The sequence below is a fragment of the Agrobacterium sp. RAC06 genome (assembly GCF_001713475.1).
Taxonomy (GTDB): domain Bacteria; phylum Pseudomonadota; class Alphaproteobacteria; order Rhizobiales; family Rhizobiaceae; genus Allorhizobium.
Genome location: NZ_CP016499.1, coordinates 349,269 through 365,716, shown reverse-complemented (window position 1 = coordinate 365,716; position 16,448 = coordinate 349,269). Strand labels below are relative to the sequence as shown.

Here is a 16,448-nt window from a genome sequence, read left to right as displayed (position 1 = left end):
CAATTATCCATAAAGAGAGTTTGACGGGGAACTGCTATTGCAGAGCCCCCCGATTTCGGCCATAGACTTTTTTTGTTCGACAAATCAGAGTTCTTGACAGTATTGCGAATGCTGTCGTGTCCGGATTGCGTGTTTAGCCGGACCCTTTGTTGGCACTCATAGTTTAGAGACGAGCCATTGCCATGCCGTTTTTGACGCGCGCCGAAATATTTGCACATCAGCTTTACCCGGCCATCGAAAAACAGATTGCCCAGCACCTGATTGCGATCCACATGCGCACACCGCGCATGTCGCGTCTCAAGGCATCGCATCGCAAGTGGCTGATGACGCAGTCGGTCTTTGCGCTGGCACTGCGGCGCACGCCTGATGATCCGCTGTCGGGTCTGACAGCCACCCGCTTCGTCGAAACGGTCATGCGCCTTGGCGCAGCCAGCCGCAACACGGCAACTGGCTACCTCGCCGAGCTGGTCGCCTACAAGTTCTTGCGGGATGTTCCCGAAGTGCCCGACAAGCGCGTGCGCGTCCTCGAACCGACGGAACTCAGCCTGAATGGCCTGAGAAGCTGGTTCAACGGGCACCTCGCCTGCCTAGACCGCCTCGATGGCGGAAACCGGGAAATGACATCGCATGCGGAAGAGCGGATTTTCCTGATCGCCCAGCCGATCGGCGCTGAGCTTATGGTGGGCGATCCGATTTGGCGCGATCCGCCGGATACGATCGGCCATTTCCTGTGGTCTGATCTCGGCGGCATCATACTGCACGATCTGATCTCTCGCCTGGACGACGTGAACCGCACGGCCGAGGCCCATTCCTGTGGCCCGGTCAGCCTCACGGATCTCAGCGAGACCTATCAGGTTTCGACCACCAACCTGAAACGCATGTTCAAAAAGGCCGAGACCGAGAACCTGCTGCATTGGGAACAGCCGCGACGCCGGGGTGATCTGATGCTCAGCAGCCGCTTCGTCGAGGATTATTTCGGCTGGCAGTCTGCTAAATTCGCCGCCGTCGATCTCTCCTACCACAAGGCCCTGGCGGAACTCGGGATCGAGACAGCAGACGCCGACTCCGCCGCAGCCTGACGACGCTCAGTCGCGGCTCGCAGCATATTGCGGCAGTCCGTCATTGATCTCGTAGAAGTCGCCCTTGTCGGCGCAGAAGATGTGGTAGCCGCCTTCGAACTCCGTCGGGTTCGGGAAAAGGCCGGCCAGGAGCGAAATCCTGCCCTCTCCATCACCCTTCCAGTAGAGTGCCGAGCCACACTGGCGGCAGAAGGCCCGCTCCGCGTCGGCGCTTGCACGAAAGGTCCCTATGCTATCGCGCCCCGTGATCTCGACGTCTGTGATCAGGGCATCGGTCGTCGCGTAGTAGAGCCCGGTCTGTCTCCGGCACTGCGAGCAGTGACAATAGCTCACCGGACCAAGTTTTCCGCGAACCGCAATGGTCACTGCGCCGCACAGGCAGCGCCCCGTCTTGTCTTGCATGATATCCACCTCCGAAACGAGAACCGGGCGAGCTTCGTGGAAGCCCGCCCGGTCGTCAAACTCGGAAAGCTGAACCTATGCTTCAGCCGTTCGCAACCATCATGCGCTTTTCATCGCGGCCACTCTTCATCCGCTCGGCGAGCAGGAAGGCCAGCTCCAGCGCCTGGTCGGCATTGAGGCGCGGGTCGCAATGGGTGTGGTAACGGTCGGCAAGATCATTGCCGGTGACCGCACGCGCGCCGCCGGTGCATTCTGTCACGTCCTTGCCGGTCATCTCGATATGGATGCCGCCCGGATGCGAGCCTTCCGCACGGTGGATCTGGAAGAAGCTTTCGACTTCCGACAGGATCCGCTCGAACGGGCGGGTCTTGTAGTTGTTGAGCGTGATCGTGTTGCCATGCATCGGATCGCAGGACCACACGACCTTGCGGCCTTCGCGCTCGACAGCACGGATAAGACGCGGCAGGTGCTCGGCAACCTTGTCGTGACCGAAACGGCAGATCAGCGTCAGGCGACCGGCCTCGTTCTGCGGGTTCAGGATGTCGATCAGGTTCAAGAGATCGTCGGCCTGCAGCGATGGGCCGCATTTCAAACCGATCGGGTTCTTGATGCCGCGGCAGTATTCCAGATGCGCATGGTCGGCCTGGCGGGTACGGTCGCCGATCCAGATCATGTGGCCGGATGTGGCATACCAGTCGCCCGAGGTGGAATCGACGCGCGTCAGTGCTTCCTCGTAGCCGAGAAGCAGCGCTTCGTGGCTGGTGAAGAAATCGGTTTCGCGCAGGCTCGGATTGTTTTCCGAGGTGATGCCGACGGCCTTCATGAAGTCCATCGTTTCAGAGATGCGATCGGCGAGCTTGCGGTAACGCTCGGCCTGCGGGCTGTCCTTGATGAAGCCGAGCATCCACTGATGGACGTTTTCGAGGTTGGCATAGCCACCCATGGCGAAAGCGCGCAGCAGGTTGAGCGTCGCGGCCGACTGACGATAGGCCATCAGCTGGCGTTCCGGGCTCGGAATGCGTGCGTCCTCGGTGAACTCGATGCCGTTGATGATGTCGCCGCGGTAGCTCGGAAGCTCGACGTCGCCAATCTTTTCCATGTCGGACGAGCGCGGCTTGGCAAACTGGCCGGCGATACGACCGACCTTGACCACCGGCAGCTGCGCACCGAAGGTCAGGACAACGGCCATCTGCAGGAAGGCGCGGAAGAAGTCGCGGATATTGTCGGCGCCATGCTCGGCGAAGCTCTCGGCGCAGTCGCCGCCCTGCAGCAGGAATGCCTCGCCTTCGGCGACCTGGGCAAGCGACTTCTTCAGGCGACGGGCTTCACCCGCAAAGACCAGCGGCGGATAGGTCGAGAGCTGCTGCTCGGCAGCCTTCAATGCATCGAGGTCCGGATAAGCCGGAACCTGCTTGATGGGCTTCTGTCTCCAGCTGCTCGGGGTCCAATTCTGCGCCATGGTCTTCACCTGTCTGAAACTAACTGCGGCAACCTCCCGGCCGCATCGGATGGGGGCTTATAAACGGTTAATCTCCGCTTGCAAAGCCGTAGTTTAGGGACTTTCGAAGGGTGGGACACCGGGGGCGGACATCGTCCACATGAGGAAAAGTCGCCTCATCCGGACGAACCTAGCCCTGCGCTTGATATGACATGAACGTAAACGTAAGATCTGAGTTGACATCCGGAACGGGAGGTTCGGCATGACGCAACACTTGATGGAAAAATCCGAGATCCAGTTCGAAACCACGGATCATTTCCCCCTGCACGGCACATTGATGCGCGGCAGCGGCAATGGTCCCATGGCTCTCATCTCATCAGCCGCCGCCGTACCCCGCGGGTTTTACGCCCGCTTCGCAGAACACCTCGTAAGCCATCACGGTTTCAGAGCCGCACTGACCTACGACTATCGCGGGGTCGCCGGCTCACAGGCTCCGCGCCACTGGAAACGTCCTTTGCTGATGCGCGACTGGGCTCATTTCGACATGCCCGCCGCCCTGCATCGGCTTGAACTGGAAGCACCTGATCACCCGCTCGTCGGCATCGGCCAGTCCTTCGGCGGACAGGTTCTTGCCCTTGGCGGGCGCTCGAAGCGCTTCTCCCGCTATCTGATGGTGGCGACAATGACGGGCTACTGGGGCAACACCAAGCCGCGCTTTCGTGTCTTCAGCCAGATGAACCTCGTCGGCGTTCCCCTGGCAACGCTGCTCGGCAGGGTCCCAGGCCAGATCGGCCTTGGCCAGACCCTGCCAGGCACCATCTTCCGGGAATGGGCGCGCTGGGGCAGACATCCCGAATACTTCTTCGCCGACCCGACGATGGATGCCGCCCGCCGCTTTGCGGAAGTCGAGACCCCGATCCTCGCGATCGGCCTGACGGACGACCCATGGGGCACACCGAAAGCGCAGCAGGCGCTGCTCAAATACTACAACCGTGCTCCGACGGAGATCCGCTGGATTTCGCCGGAGGAAGCTGGCGGCCGCGTCGGACACCTTGGTTTCTTCCGTTCAGCCTTCAAAGACACATTGTGGCAGCCGGCAATCGACTGGTTGAAACGTTGAGCAACTGCTGCACCGCACCATCGTTACCCACATGATTCACAGGGGCAATCCCGTCGCCGCATCAGCATTTCCTTGCAAAGCAAATCATTGATGCCAGCATGTAATGTCTGAAGGGACTGTGAGTTAAGCAGTCGTTCATGGATCCGGTCGGAGGCAAGCCTCACGCAAGCCTCGACCTCTACCTCGGCCACCCGGGGGCGTAGCGTGGTGTTCGGGAAGTTTCGGCTTCCTGCGTTGATCATGAGGATCGTGTGATGGCGTATGATTGGACTGGCATACAAACCCGAAAGAGCCGCAGACTGCGGATCATCCTGCTCTCTCTCCTGAGCCTCGCCGCCCTGTCGGCACCCGTTCTGGGCCTGGATCTAATCTCGAAACTTTGAGTGGCGAAGGCGGGCCTTTTCGAGGCCCGCAATGCCTGCCGAGCGTGAGAGCGGCGACGGATCAGACCCGTTCGCCGTTCCTGATCCGGTAGCTCGGCGTATACATGGTCACAAGTTCTTCCGCTGCCGTCGGATGAACCGCCATGGTCCGGTCGAAGTCATCCTTGGTGCAGCCGGCCTTCAGCGTGATGCCGAGAAGCTGCGCCATCTCGCCGGCGTCGTGTCCAAGAATGTGCGCGCCGACAACCTTGCGATCGGCCGCATTGACGATCAGCTTCATGATCATCTTCTCGGCGCGCCCCGACAGCGTCGCCTTCATCGGGCGGAACTGCGCTCGATAGACCTCGATCTCCTCGAACTTCTTCGCCGCGGCTTCTTCGGAGAGGCCAACCGTTCCGATTTCCGGCTGCGAGAAGACGGCGGTGGCAATCAGTTCGTGGTCAGGCGACGTCGGATTGTTCTTGTACTCCGTCTCGATGAAACACATCGCTTCGTGAATGGCGACGGGGGTCAACTGGACACGATCCGTGACGTCGCCGAGCGCAAAGACGCTCGGCACATTGGTGCGGGAATATCTGTCGACCACGATCGCACCGCGCTCGTTGGTCTCCACACCCGCAGCTTCGAGCCCAAGGCCCGTCGTGTTCGGATCGCGGCCGAGCGCCAGCATCACCTGCTCCACGACAAGCCGACCATTGTTGATCGTCTCGACTTCCAGATTGCCGGCGGCTGACTTCGACACCTTCTGGATGTGGTCATGGCAGATGATGCGAATACCCTTGGCTTCCATCGCCTCGTGCAAGCCGCGCCGCATGTCCAGGTCAAAGCGGCTGAGGATTTCCGCCCCGCGATAGATCAGCGTCGTCTCGACACCAAGCCCGTGGAAGATGTTGGCAAACTCCACCGCGATATAACCGCCGCCGGCGATCAGGATCGATCGCGGCAGCGCCTCCAGATGGAAGGCCTCGTTGGAGGAAATGCAGAATTCGTGGCCAGGAAGTGCGGCATGGGGATTGGCGGCACCACCAACGGCCACGACGATGCGCTCGGCGGTCACCTCCTTGCCGGACTTCACCAGGCGAACGCTATGCGGCCCGGTCAATTCGGCGCGCGTCTCCAGGATTTCGACGCCGGCGTTATCCAGCCCCTTGCGATAGAGGCCTTCGAGGCGCGCTATCTCCTTGTCCTTGGCCGCAATCAGCGACGGCCAGTCGAACCGGCTTTCTCCGACGGTCCAGCCGTAGCCAGCGGCATCTTCAAAATGTTCGTGGAACTGCGACGCATAAACGAACAGCTTCTTCGGCACGCAGCCCCGGATCACGCAGGTCCCGCCAAAGCGATACTCTTCTGCGATTGCAACCTTTTTGCCGAGGGATGCCGCGACCCGCGCACTGCGCACCCCGCCGGAGCCGCCACCGATGACGAAGAGGTCATAGTCGAATTGGCTCATGGGGGATCTCCTGCCCGGTCGGGCTCTTGCTGCAACTGCGCCTGATATAGGAGGCGAGAGCACAAAAAGAAAAGCCCGGGTTTTCGCCCGGGCTTAAAAATCAACGCTGGTCGACTTACGGCTGCGCCGCTTCAGCGGCAGGCTGTTCTGCCTGGACCTCGGCAAGCAGCGAATCATTCGCCTGCTGTTCCAGATCGCGTGCAATACCGGCAGTCCAGATATCCGCTGCCTTCAGCAGTTCGCGGGTGGCGATCGGACCATCCTTGAGAAGCTTCTTGCCCGTTTCGCTGCCGTAGAAGGCGGAGATCTCGTTCAGTTCCGCAGCGGTGAAGGCATTCGCGTAAACGACAGCTGCTTCACGCTCCAGATCGGCACGGCGCGCGGCGAGCTTGAGGGCTTCCTCTTCGACCTTCGCCGAGATGACGTCCTGCAGATTCGGATAGGCCTGGATGAGCTGGGCGGTCAGCCGGTCGACGATGTTCGGCAGGATGGCATCGAAGCGATCGGTCACGCCGAGTGCGCTGATCGCCTCGCGTGCAGCCTGCAGATGCTCTGCCGGCACATCCTGGGCCTTGGCGGAGACCGCACCCAGCATGACGCTACCGGCAATCACGGCGATCGAGGCGAAGCGGCCCATACGCGTAAAGCTGATCATGAAATTCTATGCTCCTGTTAGTTCTTCGGCTCCAGCACTCGCGCACCTGCCGGTCCGGCGATGATTGCAAGCGATGCCAGGTTTATGAAAAGGCCGTGTTCCACCACGCCGGGGATTTGATTGAGCCGGCTTGCCAGTGCGTCTGCATCAGGAATGCGGCCAAAAGATGCGTCCAGAATGAGGTGACCGCCATCCGTCATGTACAGGCTTTCATCCGACCGGGTCCTGAGCTTCATCGGTCCGGACAGGCCCAGTTCGGATGCCAGACGTTCGATGGCCAAGACGGTCGATGCCTGGCCGAACGGGTTGATCTCGATCGGCAGCGGGAATGCCCCAAGCGTCTCGACAAGCTTTGTTTCGTCGGCAATCACGATCATCCGTGTCGAGGCCGCAGCGACGATCTTTTCACGCAGCAGCGCACCGCCACCACCCTTGATCAGACGGAACTGCGGATCGATTTCATCAGCGCCATCGATGGTCAGATCGAGCTCGGGCAATTCGTCGAGCGACTTCAGCGGAACGCCGAGTTCGAGGCAGAGACGCGCCGTACGCTCGGACGTCGGCACACCCTGAACCTTCAACCCACCGGCAACCTTCTCGGCCAGCAGCCGGACGAATTCTTCGGCCGTAGAACCGGTTCCGATCCCAAGACGCATGCCGTCTTCAACATGCTCCAGCGCCGCGGCTGCGGCCTTGATCTTCATTTCGCGGGCGTCCATGCGCCGAAAGCTCCCGTCCGTTTCGTTGGAAGCTGTTTACACGCCTCCTCGATCGAGTGAAAGCCCTGCATCGCCATGCGACATTGCCTTTTCAGAGGATTTCCCATAACCCGCGAACACATTGGAATTGTCTCGGGAGAGCCGGCTTGACCACCACGACCATCGTTTTCGACCTCGACGGCACCCTGATCGACACCGCACCCGATCTCGTCGAAAGCCTGAACCACACGATCGCGGCCCGCGATCTCGCACCCGTGAGCTACGAGGACCTGACGCATCTGGTCGGCCAGGGCGCGCGCGTGATGATCCAGCGCGCTTTTTCCCTGCGCGGCGCACCGATTGCAGAAGACGAGATCCCTGCCCTGCTCGACCGCTTCATCACCCACTATGAAGTCGGCATGCCGGGCAAGAGCCGCCCCTATCCCGGGCTGATCGAGGCACTCGAGCGAATGAAGGCTGCTGGCTATATTCTCGCTGTCTGCACCAACAAGATGGAGCGACTGGCGCTCCCGCTCCTCGAGCGTCTGGAACTAACAGCCTATTTCGCCACGATCACCGGCGGCGACACCTTCGCCTTTCGCAAACCGGATCCGGCGCATATTCTTGCGACGGTCGAACGTGCCGGCGGTCAGCCAGGCAAGGTCCTGATGATCGGTGACAGCATCAACGACATCATGGCCGCCCGCAATGGCAACATCCCCTCGATCGCGGTGCCCTTCGGCTATTCGGACGTACCGGTGAAAGAGCTCGGCGCCTCGCGCATCATCAGCCATTTCGACGAACTGACGGTCGAACTCGTCGAACAGTTGGTTGGCTGACACAGCCAAAAAGCAAAATGGCGGACCGAGGGTCCGCCATCCGTCATGCCTCAAATCCGATCGCAAACTCAGACGCGCGGCGCACGCGCGTCGGTCGTCGCCTTGAACGCCTTGGCCGTAAAGTCGTCGCGGCTATAGACGTCATCGAAGTATTCGATCACACCATCCTTGTTCGGCCAGGCCGTGAAGTAGGAGACGTAGACCGGGATCTTTTCCGGCACCTGCACGGCGCGGTTCTGTCCCGATGCGATCTGCTTGCCAATCTCCTCGACGGTCGTGCCCATGACGGCTGCCGCCATGACCCGCGGCTCGGAGAGACGCACACAACCATGGCTCAGCGCGCGCATGTCCCTGTTAAAGTAGCTCTTCGACGGGGTATCATGCATGTAGATGGCGTGTTCGTTCGGGAACAGGATCTTGAGTTCGCCGAGCGCATTGTCACCACCAGGCGGCTGGCGCACATCGACCGCATGGGTGGTGTTCCAGTCGACCTGGCTTGAGGCCACCTTACGGCCACCATAGGAAACCTCATAGCCGAGACGATCAAGATAGGACGGATCGGCCCGGAGCTTCGGCAGCATCTCGTTGACGATGATCGACTTCGGCACGCCCCAATAGGGGTTGAACTCGACGGTCTGGATCTGATCCTGGAAGAAATAGGTCTGGTTCGCCTTCGAACCGACAACCACCCGCATCGACAGCTGCTCCTTGCCCTCGTTGACATAGGTTGCCTCGAAGGCCGGTGCGTTGATGAAGACGTGACGCGAACCGAGATCGGCCGGCAGCCAACGGATCGCCTCCATGGCGACCTGCAGCTTGGCGATCTTCTCGGCATTGGTGTGACCGGTCATTGCCCGGATCGTCGCAGGACCAACGACGCCGTCCGGCTTCAAGCCCTTCTCTTCCTGGAATTGCTCGACCAGAGCAACGAGTTCGGGGGTGTATTCCGGCGTGCCGGTATAGGCTGTCAGCGTCGCAGCATGCTGCGTGAGAACCGCGTCCGAAGCGACCTGCTTCAGGGCGCCAATGACCTGCGCCGTTTCGGGCTTGCTCTGGCCGGGCTTGAGAAGCGTGCCGGGCGCAATGGTGATGGTTTGCGTATCGGCCTTAGCATCCTCAGCCTTCAGTCGCGCGAGTTCATCGCGCAGTGCCACGAATTGCGGGCTCTTCGGATCGCGGTTGCGCAGATAGGCCGCGACGTCAGGGCTCATGCGCAGCATGTCGAGCACGGGCGCAACGTTCACGCCCTTGCGCTTGAAATCGTAGTAGCCGGATATCTTATTCGGATCGATCCGGCCGCGCGTGGTGTCCTGGACGTAGGTGAGAACCTTGGCGGACAGAGCAACCTCGAAGGCCATCAGTTCGCGCTGGCGTTTTTCGGGATCCGTCGGGTCGGCGGTCTCGGCCGGCATCGCCACAAGGTAATCGTCCGGCGACAGACCGACCGTGTCGGCGCTTGCGAGCGCCGACATCATGGCGCGACCGCGCTCGGAAATACCGTCTTCACTGGTCCAGATCAGCGGCTTGTTGGGGTTGCCGTAGTAGGCCTCAACGGTCTTGGCGACTTCATCCGTAGCGCGGACGGAGACATCGGACAGAAAACGGCGGGCGCCAAGCACTTCTGCGGAGGCGGCTTCGGTCGATCCTGCTGCCGCTTCCGTCACCGGCAGCTTGATTTTGATCGCGCGCTGCGCCTCGGGCTTGTAGGTATAGTAACGCGGGCCGGCGATTTTCGGCAGCGGCTCGGGATCGCCCATTTCGAGGCCGCCCTGGGCCTGGCTCTCCAGCGAGGCGGGAGCTGCCTGCTCCTTTGCCTGGCGTCCGGGCCCACCCCGGAGAAGATCGAGAAGCGTGGTGGCGGCAGCATCGCCCGGAAGAGTTCCGACCGCAGTCGTCGCAGCAAGAAGTGCGGTGACTGCGAATTTCCTGTTTCTCGTCATTCTCTGTTCCATCTCCCGGTCCGAGTCGCAAAAGGACTCGCGGCGCGTTTGGCCATGCGCGGATCACTAGCGGATCGGCATTTCATTGAAAAGTTGGACAATGTCATGCGGGTTCACCCGTCGGCCTCAACTTTGCGTGACCCGACCGGCGATTTCCGCCATCGCCTCAGCGCAAACTAAATGGAAATATTCGTTAAATTTTGATTGACGTTAACAAATCCTGCACAGAGACGACGGACGAACCCTTTAAAGCCGCGGACAAATAGTCGTGAGACGTGCCGGAAAGGACACAGCCGCCCGACATCAGGCATGCGTGAGCGGCACCACAGATTACTTGACATAAATCGTCTACTTATGTTCATCGGCTTGCATCACATGCGTCGCTCCCTAAATGCAAAGCACCGCTCCGTTACCAGCCAGACCCACCATCTCACAGGCAGGAAAACCCATGGCCCATCGCACAGAAACCGACACTTTCGGCCCGATCGAGGTCGCCTCCGACCGCTATTGGGGCGCACAGGCTGAGCGGTCGCTCGGGAACTTCAAGATCGGCTGGGAGAAGCAGCCGCTGCCGATCGTGCGAGCGCTGGGGATCGTCAAGCAGGCGGCCGCGCGCGCCAATATGGCGCTCGGAAAGCTCGATCCTGCTCTCGGCGATGCGATCGTCACCGCGGCCCAGGAGGTGATCGACGGAAAGCTCAACGATCACTTTCCGCTTGTGGTCTGGCAGACGGGCTCCGGCACGCAATCGAACATGAATGCCAATGAGGTGATCTCGAACCGCGCCATCGAGATGCTGGGTGGCGAGATGGGCTCGAAAAAGCCTGTTCACCCCAACGATCATGTCAACATGAGCCAATCGTCGAACGACACCTATCCGACGGCCATGCATATCGCGGCGGCAGAACATGTCGTCCATCATCTGCTGCCGGCGCTCAAGCACCTTCACGCCGCGCTGGATGCCAAGGCGAAAGCCTTTGCGCACATCATCAAGATCGGCCGTACGCACACGCAGGATGCGACGCCTCTGACACTTGGTCAGGAATTTGGCGGTTATGCCGCTCAGGTCGCCTCATCGATCAAGCGCATCGAAATCACCCTGCCCGGCCTCTACGAACTCGCCCAGGGCGGCACGGCCGTTGGCACGGGCCTGAACGCCCCGATCGGCTTTGCCGAGAAGGTGGCGGACGAAATCTCCAAGATCACCGGCCTGCCCTTCATCACCGCGCCGAACAAGTTCGAAGCGCTGGCCGCCCATGACGCCATGGTCTTTGCCCATGGCGCGATCAATGCAGCCGCCGCAGCTCTCTTCAAGATAGCCAACGACATCCGCTTCCTCGGCTCGGGTCCCCGCGCCGGTCTCGGCGAACTGGCGCTCCCGGAAAACGAGCCCGGCTCGTCGATCATGCCGGGCAAGGTCAATCCGACCCAGTCGGAGGCCCTCACCCAGGTCTGCGCCCACATCTTCGGCAACCAGACGGCCATCACCTTCGCCGGCAGCCAGGGCCATTTCGAGCTCAACGTCTACAATCCGATGATGGCCTACAACTTCCTGCAATCGGTCCAGCTTCTGGGCGATGCCGCCGTCTCCTTCACCGATAATTGCGTCGTCGGCATCGAGGCCCGCGAGGACAACATCCGCAAGGGCGTCGAGAATTCGCTGATGCTGGTGACGGCGCTCAACGGCAAGCTCGGTTACGACCTCTGCGCCAAGATCGCCAAGACAGCCCACAAGAACGGCACCACCTTACGCGAGGAGGCCGTCGGCGGCGGCTATCTCACCAACGAGGAATTCGACCAATATGTGCGGCCGGAGCTGATGATCGGACCGCAGTGACGCCTGTCATCAGGTCCGCAAGACGCGAGGGGTACGAGCCCCTCGCCTTCAGGGCTTCAATGTCTCCAGTCCGGTGCGAAGCGTATCCTTGGCTCTGAAAAGCGCCATGTCCGCTCTGTGCAGGAGGTAGGCCATTGCTTCATCACCCCGGCGTGGAGCAAGGCCAAAGGTCAGCTTGAGGCTGCCCGGAGAGAGCGGGCCGACTTCAAGTTGCTCGACGCTTCTCCGAATGGCCTCGCAGCAGGCATGGACCGCGGCGGGCGCGTCATCGGCAAAAAGCAGCATGAAGGTCGTTCCCGACATGCGTGCAGCAATCTGTCGAGGCGCAAAATGTTGGCGCACCAGATCGCCGACGGCCACGAGCGCCAGATCGGCCAACTCGCGTCCATGCCTGGCACTCAGGGCCTCGATCGTCTCCAGTTCGAAGACTACGACGATGATGTCGATGCCACCGTCGACTTGACCGGGAAGGTGCGGCAGTGGCACCGCGTAAGCGGCGCTGGCGTTCAAGAGACCGGTCAGCGGATCAAGTGCCGGCTGTCCGTTCACCCGTTCCGCAAGTGCCGAAATCTCCCCGACCATGCCGCAGACGGCCCGCGTGACCACCGAAATCTCGTCTTCGCCGTGTTTACTCAGCTTTTCCTCGGTGAAGGTGCCGCCGGCGCGGTATTGGCTGATTGCGCTCGCGAGGTTTCGCAGCGGTAGCGTCAGCCACCACATCGTTGCGAGGCAGGCAATCGTACCGATCAGCGTTGCCACCAGAACGACAAGGCCGACGGACAGCGCGTTCGAACTGGCGCCAGTGCCGAAGTTGAGCAGCAAGGCGATCAACGGGATATGGATGCAGACGAAGCAGACCAGAAAAATCTTGACGACGATCGATCGTCGCCAGCTCGTTCCCTGCGTTACATTCAAGCCCATGATGCACCTCCGAATCCAACGCACGCAACGCGTGTCCGGGCCGGGGTTTTTCAGATACGCGGCCGCCCTGTCAACGCTTGAGCCTTCGGCTTTCGGCGCATTGAAATCTTAAGGGCTAACGCTTAAACCACCGCAAACTCCAAGCTGATGCCACGAAAGGCCCTGTGATGGCAGACGATCTGTTCCCAATTGGCGAAGACACGACCCCCTACCGCAAGATCACGTCCGACTACGTCTCTGTCGAAACCTTCAAGGGTCAGGATATCCTGACGGTCGAGCCCGAGGGCTTGCGCCTGCTCGCCGAAACCGCACTCTCGGATATCAACCACCTCCTACGCCCCGGCCACCTGAAGCAGCTCGCCTCCATCCTCGAAGATCCTGAGGCGACTGACAACGACCGCTTCGTCGCCTTTGACCTCCTGAAGAATGCCAATATCGCAGCCGGCGGTATCCTGCCGATGTGCCAGGATACAGGAACCGCGATCGTCATGGGCAAGAAGGGCCGTCGCGTCTGGACGGACGGGCAGGATTACGCCGCACTGGCCGAGGGCGTGCGTGACACCTATGAGCGCCGCAACCTGCGTTATTCGCAGCTCGCACCGATCAAGATGTTCGAGGAAAAGAACACCAAGACCAACCTGCCGGCCCAGATCGACCTCTATGAAGAGGGTGAGGATGCCTACAAGTTCTTATTTATGGCGAAGGGCGGCGGCTCGGCCAACAAGACCTTCCTGTATCAGGGAACGCCGTCGCTTCTGACCCATGACCGGATGATCGACTTCCTCAAGGAGAAGATCCTGACGCTGGGTACGGCAGCCTGTCCCCCCTACCATCTGGCAATCGTCATCGGCGGCCTCTCCGCCGAGATGACGCTAAAGACCGTCAAACTCGCCTCGGCGCGCTATCTCGACGACCTGCCGACCGAAGGCTCGGAGAGCGGCCACGCCTTCCGCGATCTGGAGATGGAAAAGGAAATCCACAAGCTCACCCAGTCTCTGGGCGTGGGCGCTCAGTTCGGCGGCAAGTATTTCTGTCATGACGTGCGTGTCATCCGCCTGCCCCGCCACGGCGCATCGCTGCCGATCGGCCTCGGTGTCAGCTGTTCCGCCGACCGCCAGGCCAAGGGCAAGATCACCCGGGACGGTATCTACATCGAGCAGCTCGAGACAGATCCGTCGAAATACTTGCCCGAGATCGACGACACCGCCCTCTCCGCGTCGGTCGTCAAGATCGATCTCAACCAGCCGATGAGCGCGATCCTCGCCGAATTGACCAAGCATCCGGTCAAGACACGCCTGTCGCTGACCGGCACGATCATCGTTGCCCGTGACCTCGCCCATTCGAAGATCCGCGACCGGCTGGAAAAGGGCGAAGGCATGCCGGACTACATGAAAAACCATCCGGTTTATTATGCCGGTCCGGCCAAGACCCCGACCGGCTACGCCTCCGGCTCCTTCGGCCCGACCACCGCCGGCCGCATGGACAGTTATGTCGACCAGTTCCAGTCTTTCGGCGGCTCCATGGTGATGCTGGCCAAGGGCAACCGTTCGCGCGCCGTGCGCGAGGCCTGCAAGACCCATGGCGGCTTCTACCTGGGATCGATCGGCGGCCCTGCCGCCCGTCTCGCCCAAGACTGCATCAAGAAGGTCGAGGTACTGGAGTATCCTGAACTTGGCATGGAAGCCGTCTGGAAGATCGAAGTCGAAGACTTTCCGGCCTTCATCGTCACCGACGACAAGGGCAACGATTTCTTCCAGGAATTCAATCTCGGCTGAAATTCGTCGAAAACAATGCTCGCACGTTGCGGAGGGAAACCTCCGCAACGGTAAATTACCGCTTGTTTTACAAGATGTTGTGAAAGTAGGCGCTAAGCGCTCATTTCGCGCCCGTCACTTCTCATGGCGAGAAGATTAAACATTTTCAAATCATTTGCCGCTAATTGAATCTTTGGACCCTTGAATGTCTCGAGTGACCACAATTGGAGTTGGCCGAATGAGCACGGCAACACCGCCAAAGACGCAGGTACCTGACGTTGCGGCACAGATCACATACGCAATGCGCTCGATGGGGGTCGCCCCGATCCCGCGCAATTATGAACTGTTCTATGAAGCCTATATCGGCTCCAATCCGTCTCTCACCCGCGAGCTGGCAGCACTTGGTAGCCGTGCCACGCAGGACGAGCTCGACGCGCTCGGAGAGCAGTATTTCGGCAATCATCAGGGCCGCGCCATCGAGAACGCCCATTCGAAGCTGATCGGCGAGCTGGATGGACTGTTGCGCCTGCTGCAGCAGGAACAGACATCACTGCAAAGCTACAACCGGCTCCTCGGCGAAACCTATCACCGGATCAACTCGAAGAGCACGAACAGTACCGACATCCTGCGCAGCGCCATCAACATCCTGACGGAAGCCACAGGCTCGACCATGGCGCATGGCGAACAAACCGTCGTGCAGATGTCCGAACGGTCGAAGGAGATGGACGAAGTCCGTCGCGAACTCGACGAATACAAGCGAATTGCCAACACCGATTCCCTGACGCGCATTGCCAATCGTCGCGCCTTCGACGAAAAGCTCGCCGCCGTCTACACGAGCGATGCCAGACCGCTGGCGGCTCTCGTGCTCGCCGACATCGATAACTTCAAGAAGGTCAACGACGCGTACGGCCATCCGGTCGGCGACAAGATCCTCGCAACAGTTGCCACCGTGATCCGCAGCAATGTCCGCAAGGACTGCTTCGTCGCCCGCACAGGTGGCGAAGAGTTCGCGATCATCATCGAGGGCAACACCGCAGAGGAAATCTTCCAGACCTGCGAACGTGTCCGCATTGCGCTTGAAACGACGCCGTTCAAGAACTCCAAGACCGGCGTCAATTACGGCCCGATCACCATATCGCTCGGGTTCGCCATGGCCGCAGATGCTGAAGATGCCGGCGAACTTTACGCGAAGTCCGACATCGCCCTCTACTGCGCCAAGAATGCCGGCAGGAACCGGACGAAGCCCTATGAAGACGGGATGAAGAAGGACTTCACCAAGAGCTGGCTGATCTACAAACGTTGATCCCTTCCGGAGATCACCACATCGTCTTCGCAGCCCGCTCAGGCCATTCACGGTCATAGGTATCGCGATCGAAGTCCTGTTTTGCAGCCTTCAGCATGTCACCAGGCGTCGGCAGATCGTTCGCCGCGACCTGCCTTTCGACATTCCACAATTCCGCCCGCATCACGGCCCGCGCACACTGGAAGTATGCCTCCTCGATCGTCACAACGACGACGCTTCGCGGATGGCGTCCATCCATCTCAAAGCTTTCCAGAAGTTCGGGCGCGACCGAGACCACAGCCCGGCCGTTGATCCGCATGACACTGTCCGAGCCCGGAATGAGAAACATCAGTGCAATGCGAGGGTCCCGCACGATGTTCAAAAGCGAATCCACGCGATTATTGCCGCGCCAGTCCGGAAGAACGAGCGTCCGGTCGTCTTCGATCCGCACCACCGCGCCGCGATCACCGCGCGGCGAGCAATCAAGGCCCTCCGGACCGACGGTCGCCAGCGCCACGAAGGGCGAGCGCTCGATCATCGTCCTGTAAGCCGGGGTCAAAGAGGCAGTCACCTTGGCGGTCGAGGCCTCTCCTGCCTCGCCATAGATCGCCTTCAGGTCCTCGACCGTCTTTATCACTGTCATGCCGAAC

General features: G+C 60.5%; 14 protein-coding genes. 6 read left to right on the top strand and 8 right to left on the bottom strand.

The annotated features are described in order from the left end of the window. Positions 1 to 182 precede the first annotated feature (182 nt). On the top strand, positions 183 to 1,079 hold the full coding sequence (locus BSY240_RS01725; protein WP_069041211.1) for a hypothetical protein: 897 nt from the start codon (positions 183 to 185) through the stop codon (positions 1,077 to 1,079). Between the two features lie 6 nt (positions 1,080 to 1,085). Here BSY240_RS01725 and BSY240_RS01720 read toward each other — a convergent pair whose 3' ends face one another. Further along, positions 1,086 to 1,481 (bottom strand): GFA family protein, encoded by a 396-nt coding sequence (locus tag BSY240_RS01720; RefSeq protein WP_069041210.1) that lies wholly within the window; start codon positions 1,479 to 1,481, stop codon positions 1,086 to 1,088. Between the two features lie 82 nt (positions 1,482 to 1,563). Continuing rightward, positions 1,564 to 2,940 carry a class II 3-deoxy-7-phosphoheptulonate synthase gene (locus BSY240_RS01715; protein ID WP_054151026.1) on the bottom strand — a complete coding sequence of 459 codons (1,377 nt, stop codon included), beginning with the start codon at positions 2,938 to 2,940 and terminating at the stop codon, positions 1,564 to 1,566. Between the two features lie 241 nt (positions 2,941 to 3,181). Between BSY240_RS01715 and BSY240_RS01710 the strand changes: the two genes are divergently transcribed. Then, positions 3,182 to 4,039 (top strand): alpha/beta hydrolase family protein, encoded by an 858-nt coding sequence (locus BSY240_RS01710; protein WP_069041209.1) that lies wholly within the window; start codon positions 3,182 to 3,184, stop codon positions 4,037 to 4,039. A gap of 444 nt (positions 4,040 to 4,483) precedes the next feature. Here the strand turns inward: BSY240_RS01710 and gor are convergent, their stop codons facing one another. From gor to rpiA, 3 genes are all read right to left on the bottom strand, one after another. Beyond that, positions 4,484 to 5,872 carry a glutathione-disulfide reductase gene (gene gor, locus BSY240_RS01705; protein ID WP_069041208.1) on the bottom strand — a complete coding sequence of 463 codons (1,389 nt, stop codon included), beginning with the start codon at positions 5,870 to 5,872 and terminating at the stop codon, positions 4,484 to 4,486. A gap of 115 nt (positions 5,873 to 5,987) precedes the next feature. After that, the gene (locus tag BSY240_RS01700; protein ID WP_054151029.1) at positions 5,988 to 6,527 is read right to left on the bottom strand and encodes a DUF2059 domain-containing protein; all 540 of its coding nucleotides are present in this window, start codon (positions 6,525 to 6,527) and stop codon (positions 5,988 to 5,990) included. A 17-nt stretch (positions 6,528 to 6,544) separates the two neighbouring features. Next, positions 6,545 to 7,246 (bottom strand): ribose-5-phosphate isomerase RpiA, encoded by a 702-nt coding sequence (rpiA, locus tag BSY240_RS01695; protein ID WP_054151030.1) that lies wholly within the window; start codon positions 7,244 to 7,246, stop codon positions 6,545 to 6,547. A 146-nt stretch (positions 7,247 to 7,392) separates the two neighbouring features. Between rpiA and BSY240_RS01690 the strand changes: the two genes are divergently transcribed. Further along, entirely contained in the window at positions 7,393 to 8,064 is a 672-nt protein-coding gene (locus BSY240_RS01690; protein ID WP_069041207.1) for an HAD family hydrolase, read from the top strand. A 68-nt stretch (positions 8,065 to 8,132) separates the two neighbouring features. Here the strand turns inward: BSY240_RS01690 and BSY240_RS01685 are convergent, their stop codons facing one another. Further along, complete coding sequence (locus tag BSY240_RS01685; RefSeq protein WP_069041206.1) at positions 8,133 to 10,004, bottom strand: L,D-transpeptidase family protein; 1,872 nt, start codon at positions 10,002 to 10,004, stop codon at positions 8,133 to 8,135. A gap of 448 nt (positions 10,005 to 10,452) precedes the next feature. Here BSY240_RS01685 and fumC point away from each other — a divergent pair, with 448 nt between their 5' ends. Next, positions 10,453 to 11,841 (top strand): class II fumarate hydratase, encoded by a 1,389-nt coding sequence (fumC, locus tag BSY240_RS01680; protein WP_054151033.1) that lies wholly within the window; start codon positions 10,453 to 10,455, stop codon positions 11,839 to 11,841. A 48-nt stretch (positions 11,842 to 11,889) separates the two neighbouring features. On the opposite strand, the gene BSY240_RS01675 is transcribed toward fumC, so the two are convergent. Further along, the gene (locus BSY240_RS01675; protein WP_069041205.1) at positions 11,890 to 12,762 is read right to left on the bottom strand and encodes a GGDEF domain-containing protein; all 873 of its coding nucleotides are present in this window, start codon (positions 12,760 to 12,762) and stop codon (positions 11,890 to 11,892) included. Positions 12,763 to 12,929: 167 nt separating this feature from the next. Between BSY240_RS01675 and BSY240_RS01670 the strand changes: the two genes are divergently transcribed. Further along, positions 12,930 to 14,537, top strand: a complete 1,608-nt coding sequence (locus tag BSY240_RS01670) for a fumarate hydratase (protein WP_069041204.1) — start codon at positions 12,930 to 12,932, stop codon at positions 14,535 to 14,537. Positions 14,538 to 14,754: 217 nt separating this feature from the next. Further along, positions 14,755 to 15,819, top strand: a complete 1,065-nt coding sequence (locus BSY240_RS01665; protein WP_054151036.1) for a GGDEF domain-containing protein — start codon at positions 14,755 to 14,757, stop codon at positions 15,817 to 15,819. 13 nt (positions 15,820 to 15,832) lie between these two features. On the opposite strand, the gene BSY240_RS01660 is transcribed toward BSY240_RS01665, so the two are convergent. Further along, on the bottom strand, positions 15,833 to 16,441 hold the full coding sequence (locus BSY240_RS01660; protein WP_069041203.1) for a pyridoxamine 5'-phosphate oxidase family protein: 609 nt from the start codon (positions 16,439 to 16,441) through the stop codon (positions 15,833 to 15,835). Positions 16,442 to 16,448 lie beyond the last annotated feature (7 nt).

Bases quoted from the DNA above. Each gene is read 5' to 3' on its own strand.
- BSY240_RS01725 (WP_069041211.1), top strand. From the start codon at position 183: ATGCCGTTTTTGACGCGCGCCGAAATATTTGCACATCAGCTTTACCCG.
- BSY240_RS01720 (WP_069041210.1), bottom strand. From the start codon at position 1,481: ATGCAAGACAAGACGGGGCGCTGCCTGTGCGGCGCAGTGACCATTGCG.
- BSY240_RS01715 (WP_054151026.1), bottom strand. From the start codon at position 2,940: ATGGCGCAGAATTGGACCCCGAGCAGCTGGAGACAGAAGCCCATCAAG.
- BSY240_RS01710 (WP_069041209.1), top strand. From the start codon at position 3,182: ATGACGCAACACTTGATGGAAAAATCCGAGATCCAGTTCGAAACCACG.
- gor (WP_069041208.1), bottom strand. From the start codon at position 5,872: ATGAGCCAATTCGACTATGACCTCTTCGTCATCGGTGGCGGCTCCGGC.
- BSY240_RS01700 (WP_054151029.1), bottom strand. From the start codon at position 6,527: ATGATCAGCTTTACGCGTATGGGCCGCTTCGCCTCGATCGCCGTGATT.
- rpiA (WP_054151030.1), bottom strand. From the start codon at position 7,246: ATGGACGCCCGCGAAATGAAGATCAAGGCCGCAGCCGCGGCGCTGGAG.
- BSY240_RS01685 (WP_069041206.1), bottom strand. From the start codon at position 10,004: ATGACGAGAAACAGGAAATTCGCAGTCACCGCACTTCTTGCTGCGACG.
- fumC (WP_054151033.1), top strand. From the start codon at position 10,453: ATGGCCCATCGCACAGAAACCGACACTTTCGGCCCGATCGAGGTCGCC.
- BSY240_RS01675 (WP_069041205.1), bottom strand. From the start codon at position 12,762: ATGGGCTTGAATGTAACGCAGGGAACGAGCTGGCGACGATCGATCGTC.
- BSY240_RS01670 (WP_069041204.1), top strand. From the start codon at position 12,930: ATGGCAGACGATCTGTTCCCAATTGGCGAAGACACGACCCCCTACCGC.
- BSY240_RS01665 (WP_054151036.1), top strand. From the start codon at position 14,755: ATGAGCACGGCAACACCGCCAAAGACGCAGGTACCTGACGTTGCGGCA.
- BSY240_RS01660 (WP_069041203.1), bottom strand. From the start codon at position 16,441: ATGACAGTGATAAAGACGGTCGAGGACCTGAAGGCGATCTATGGCGAG.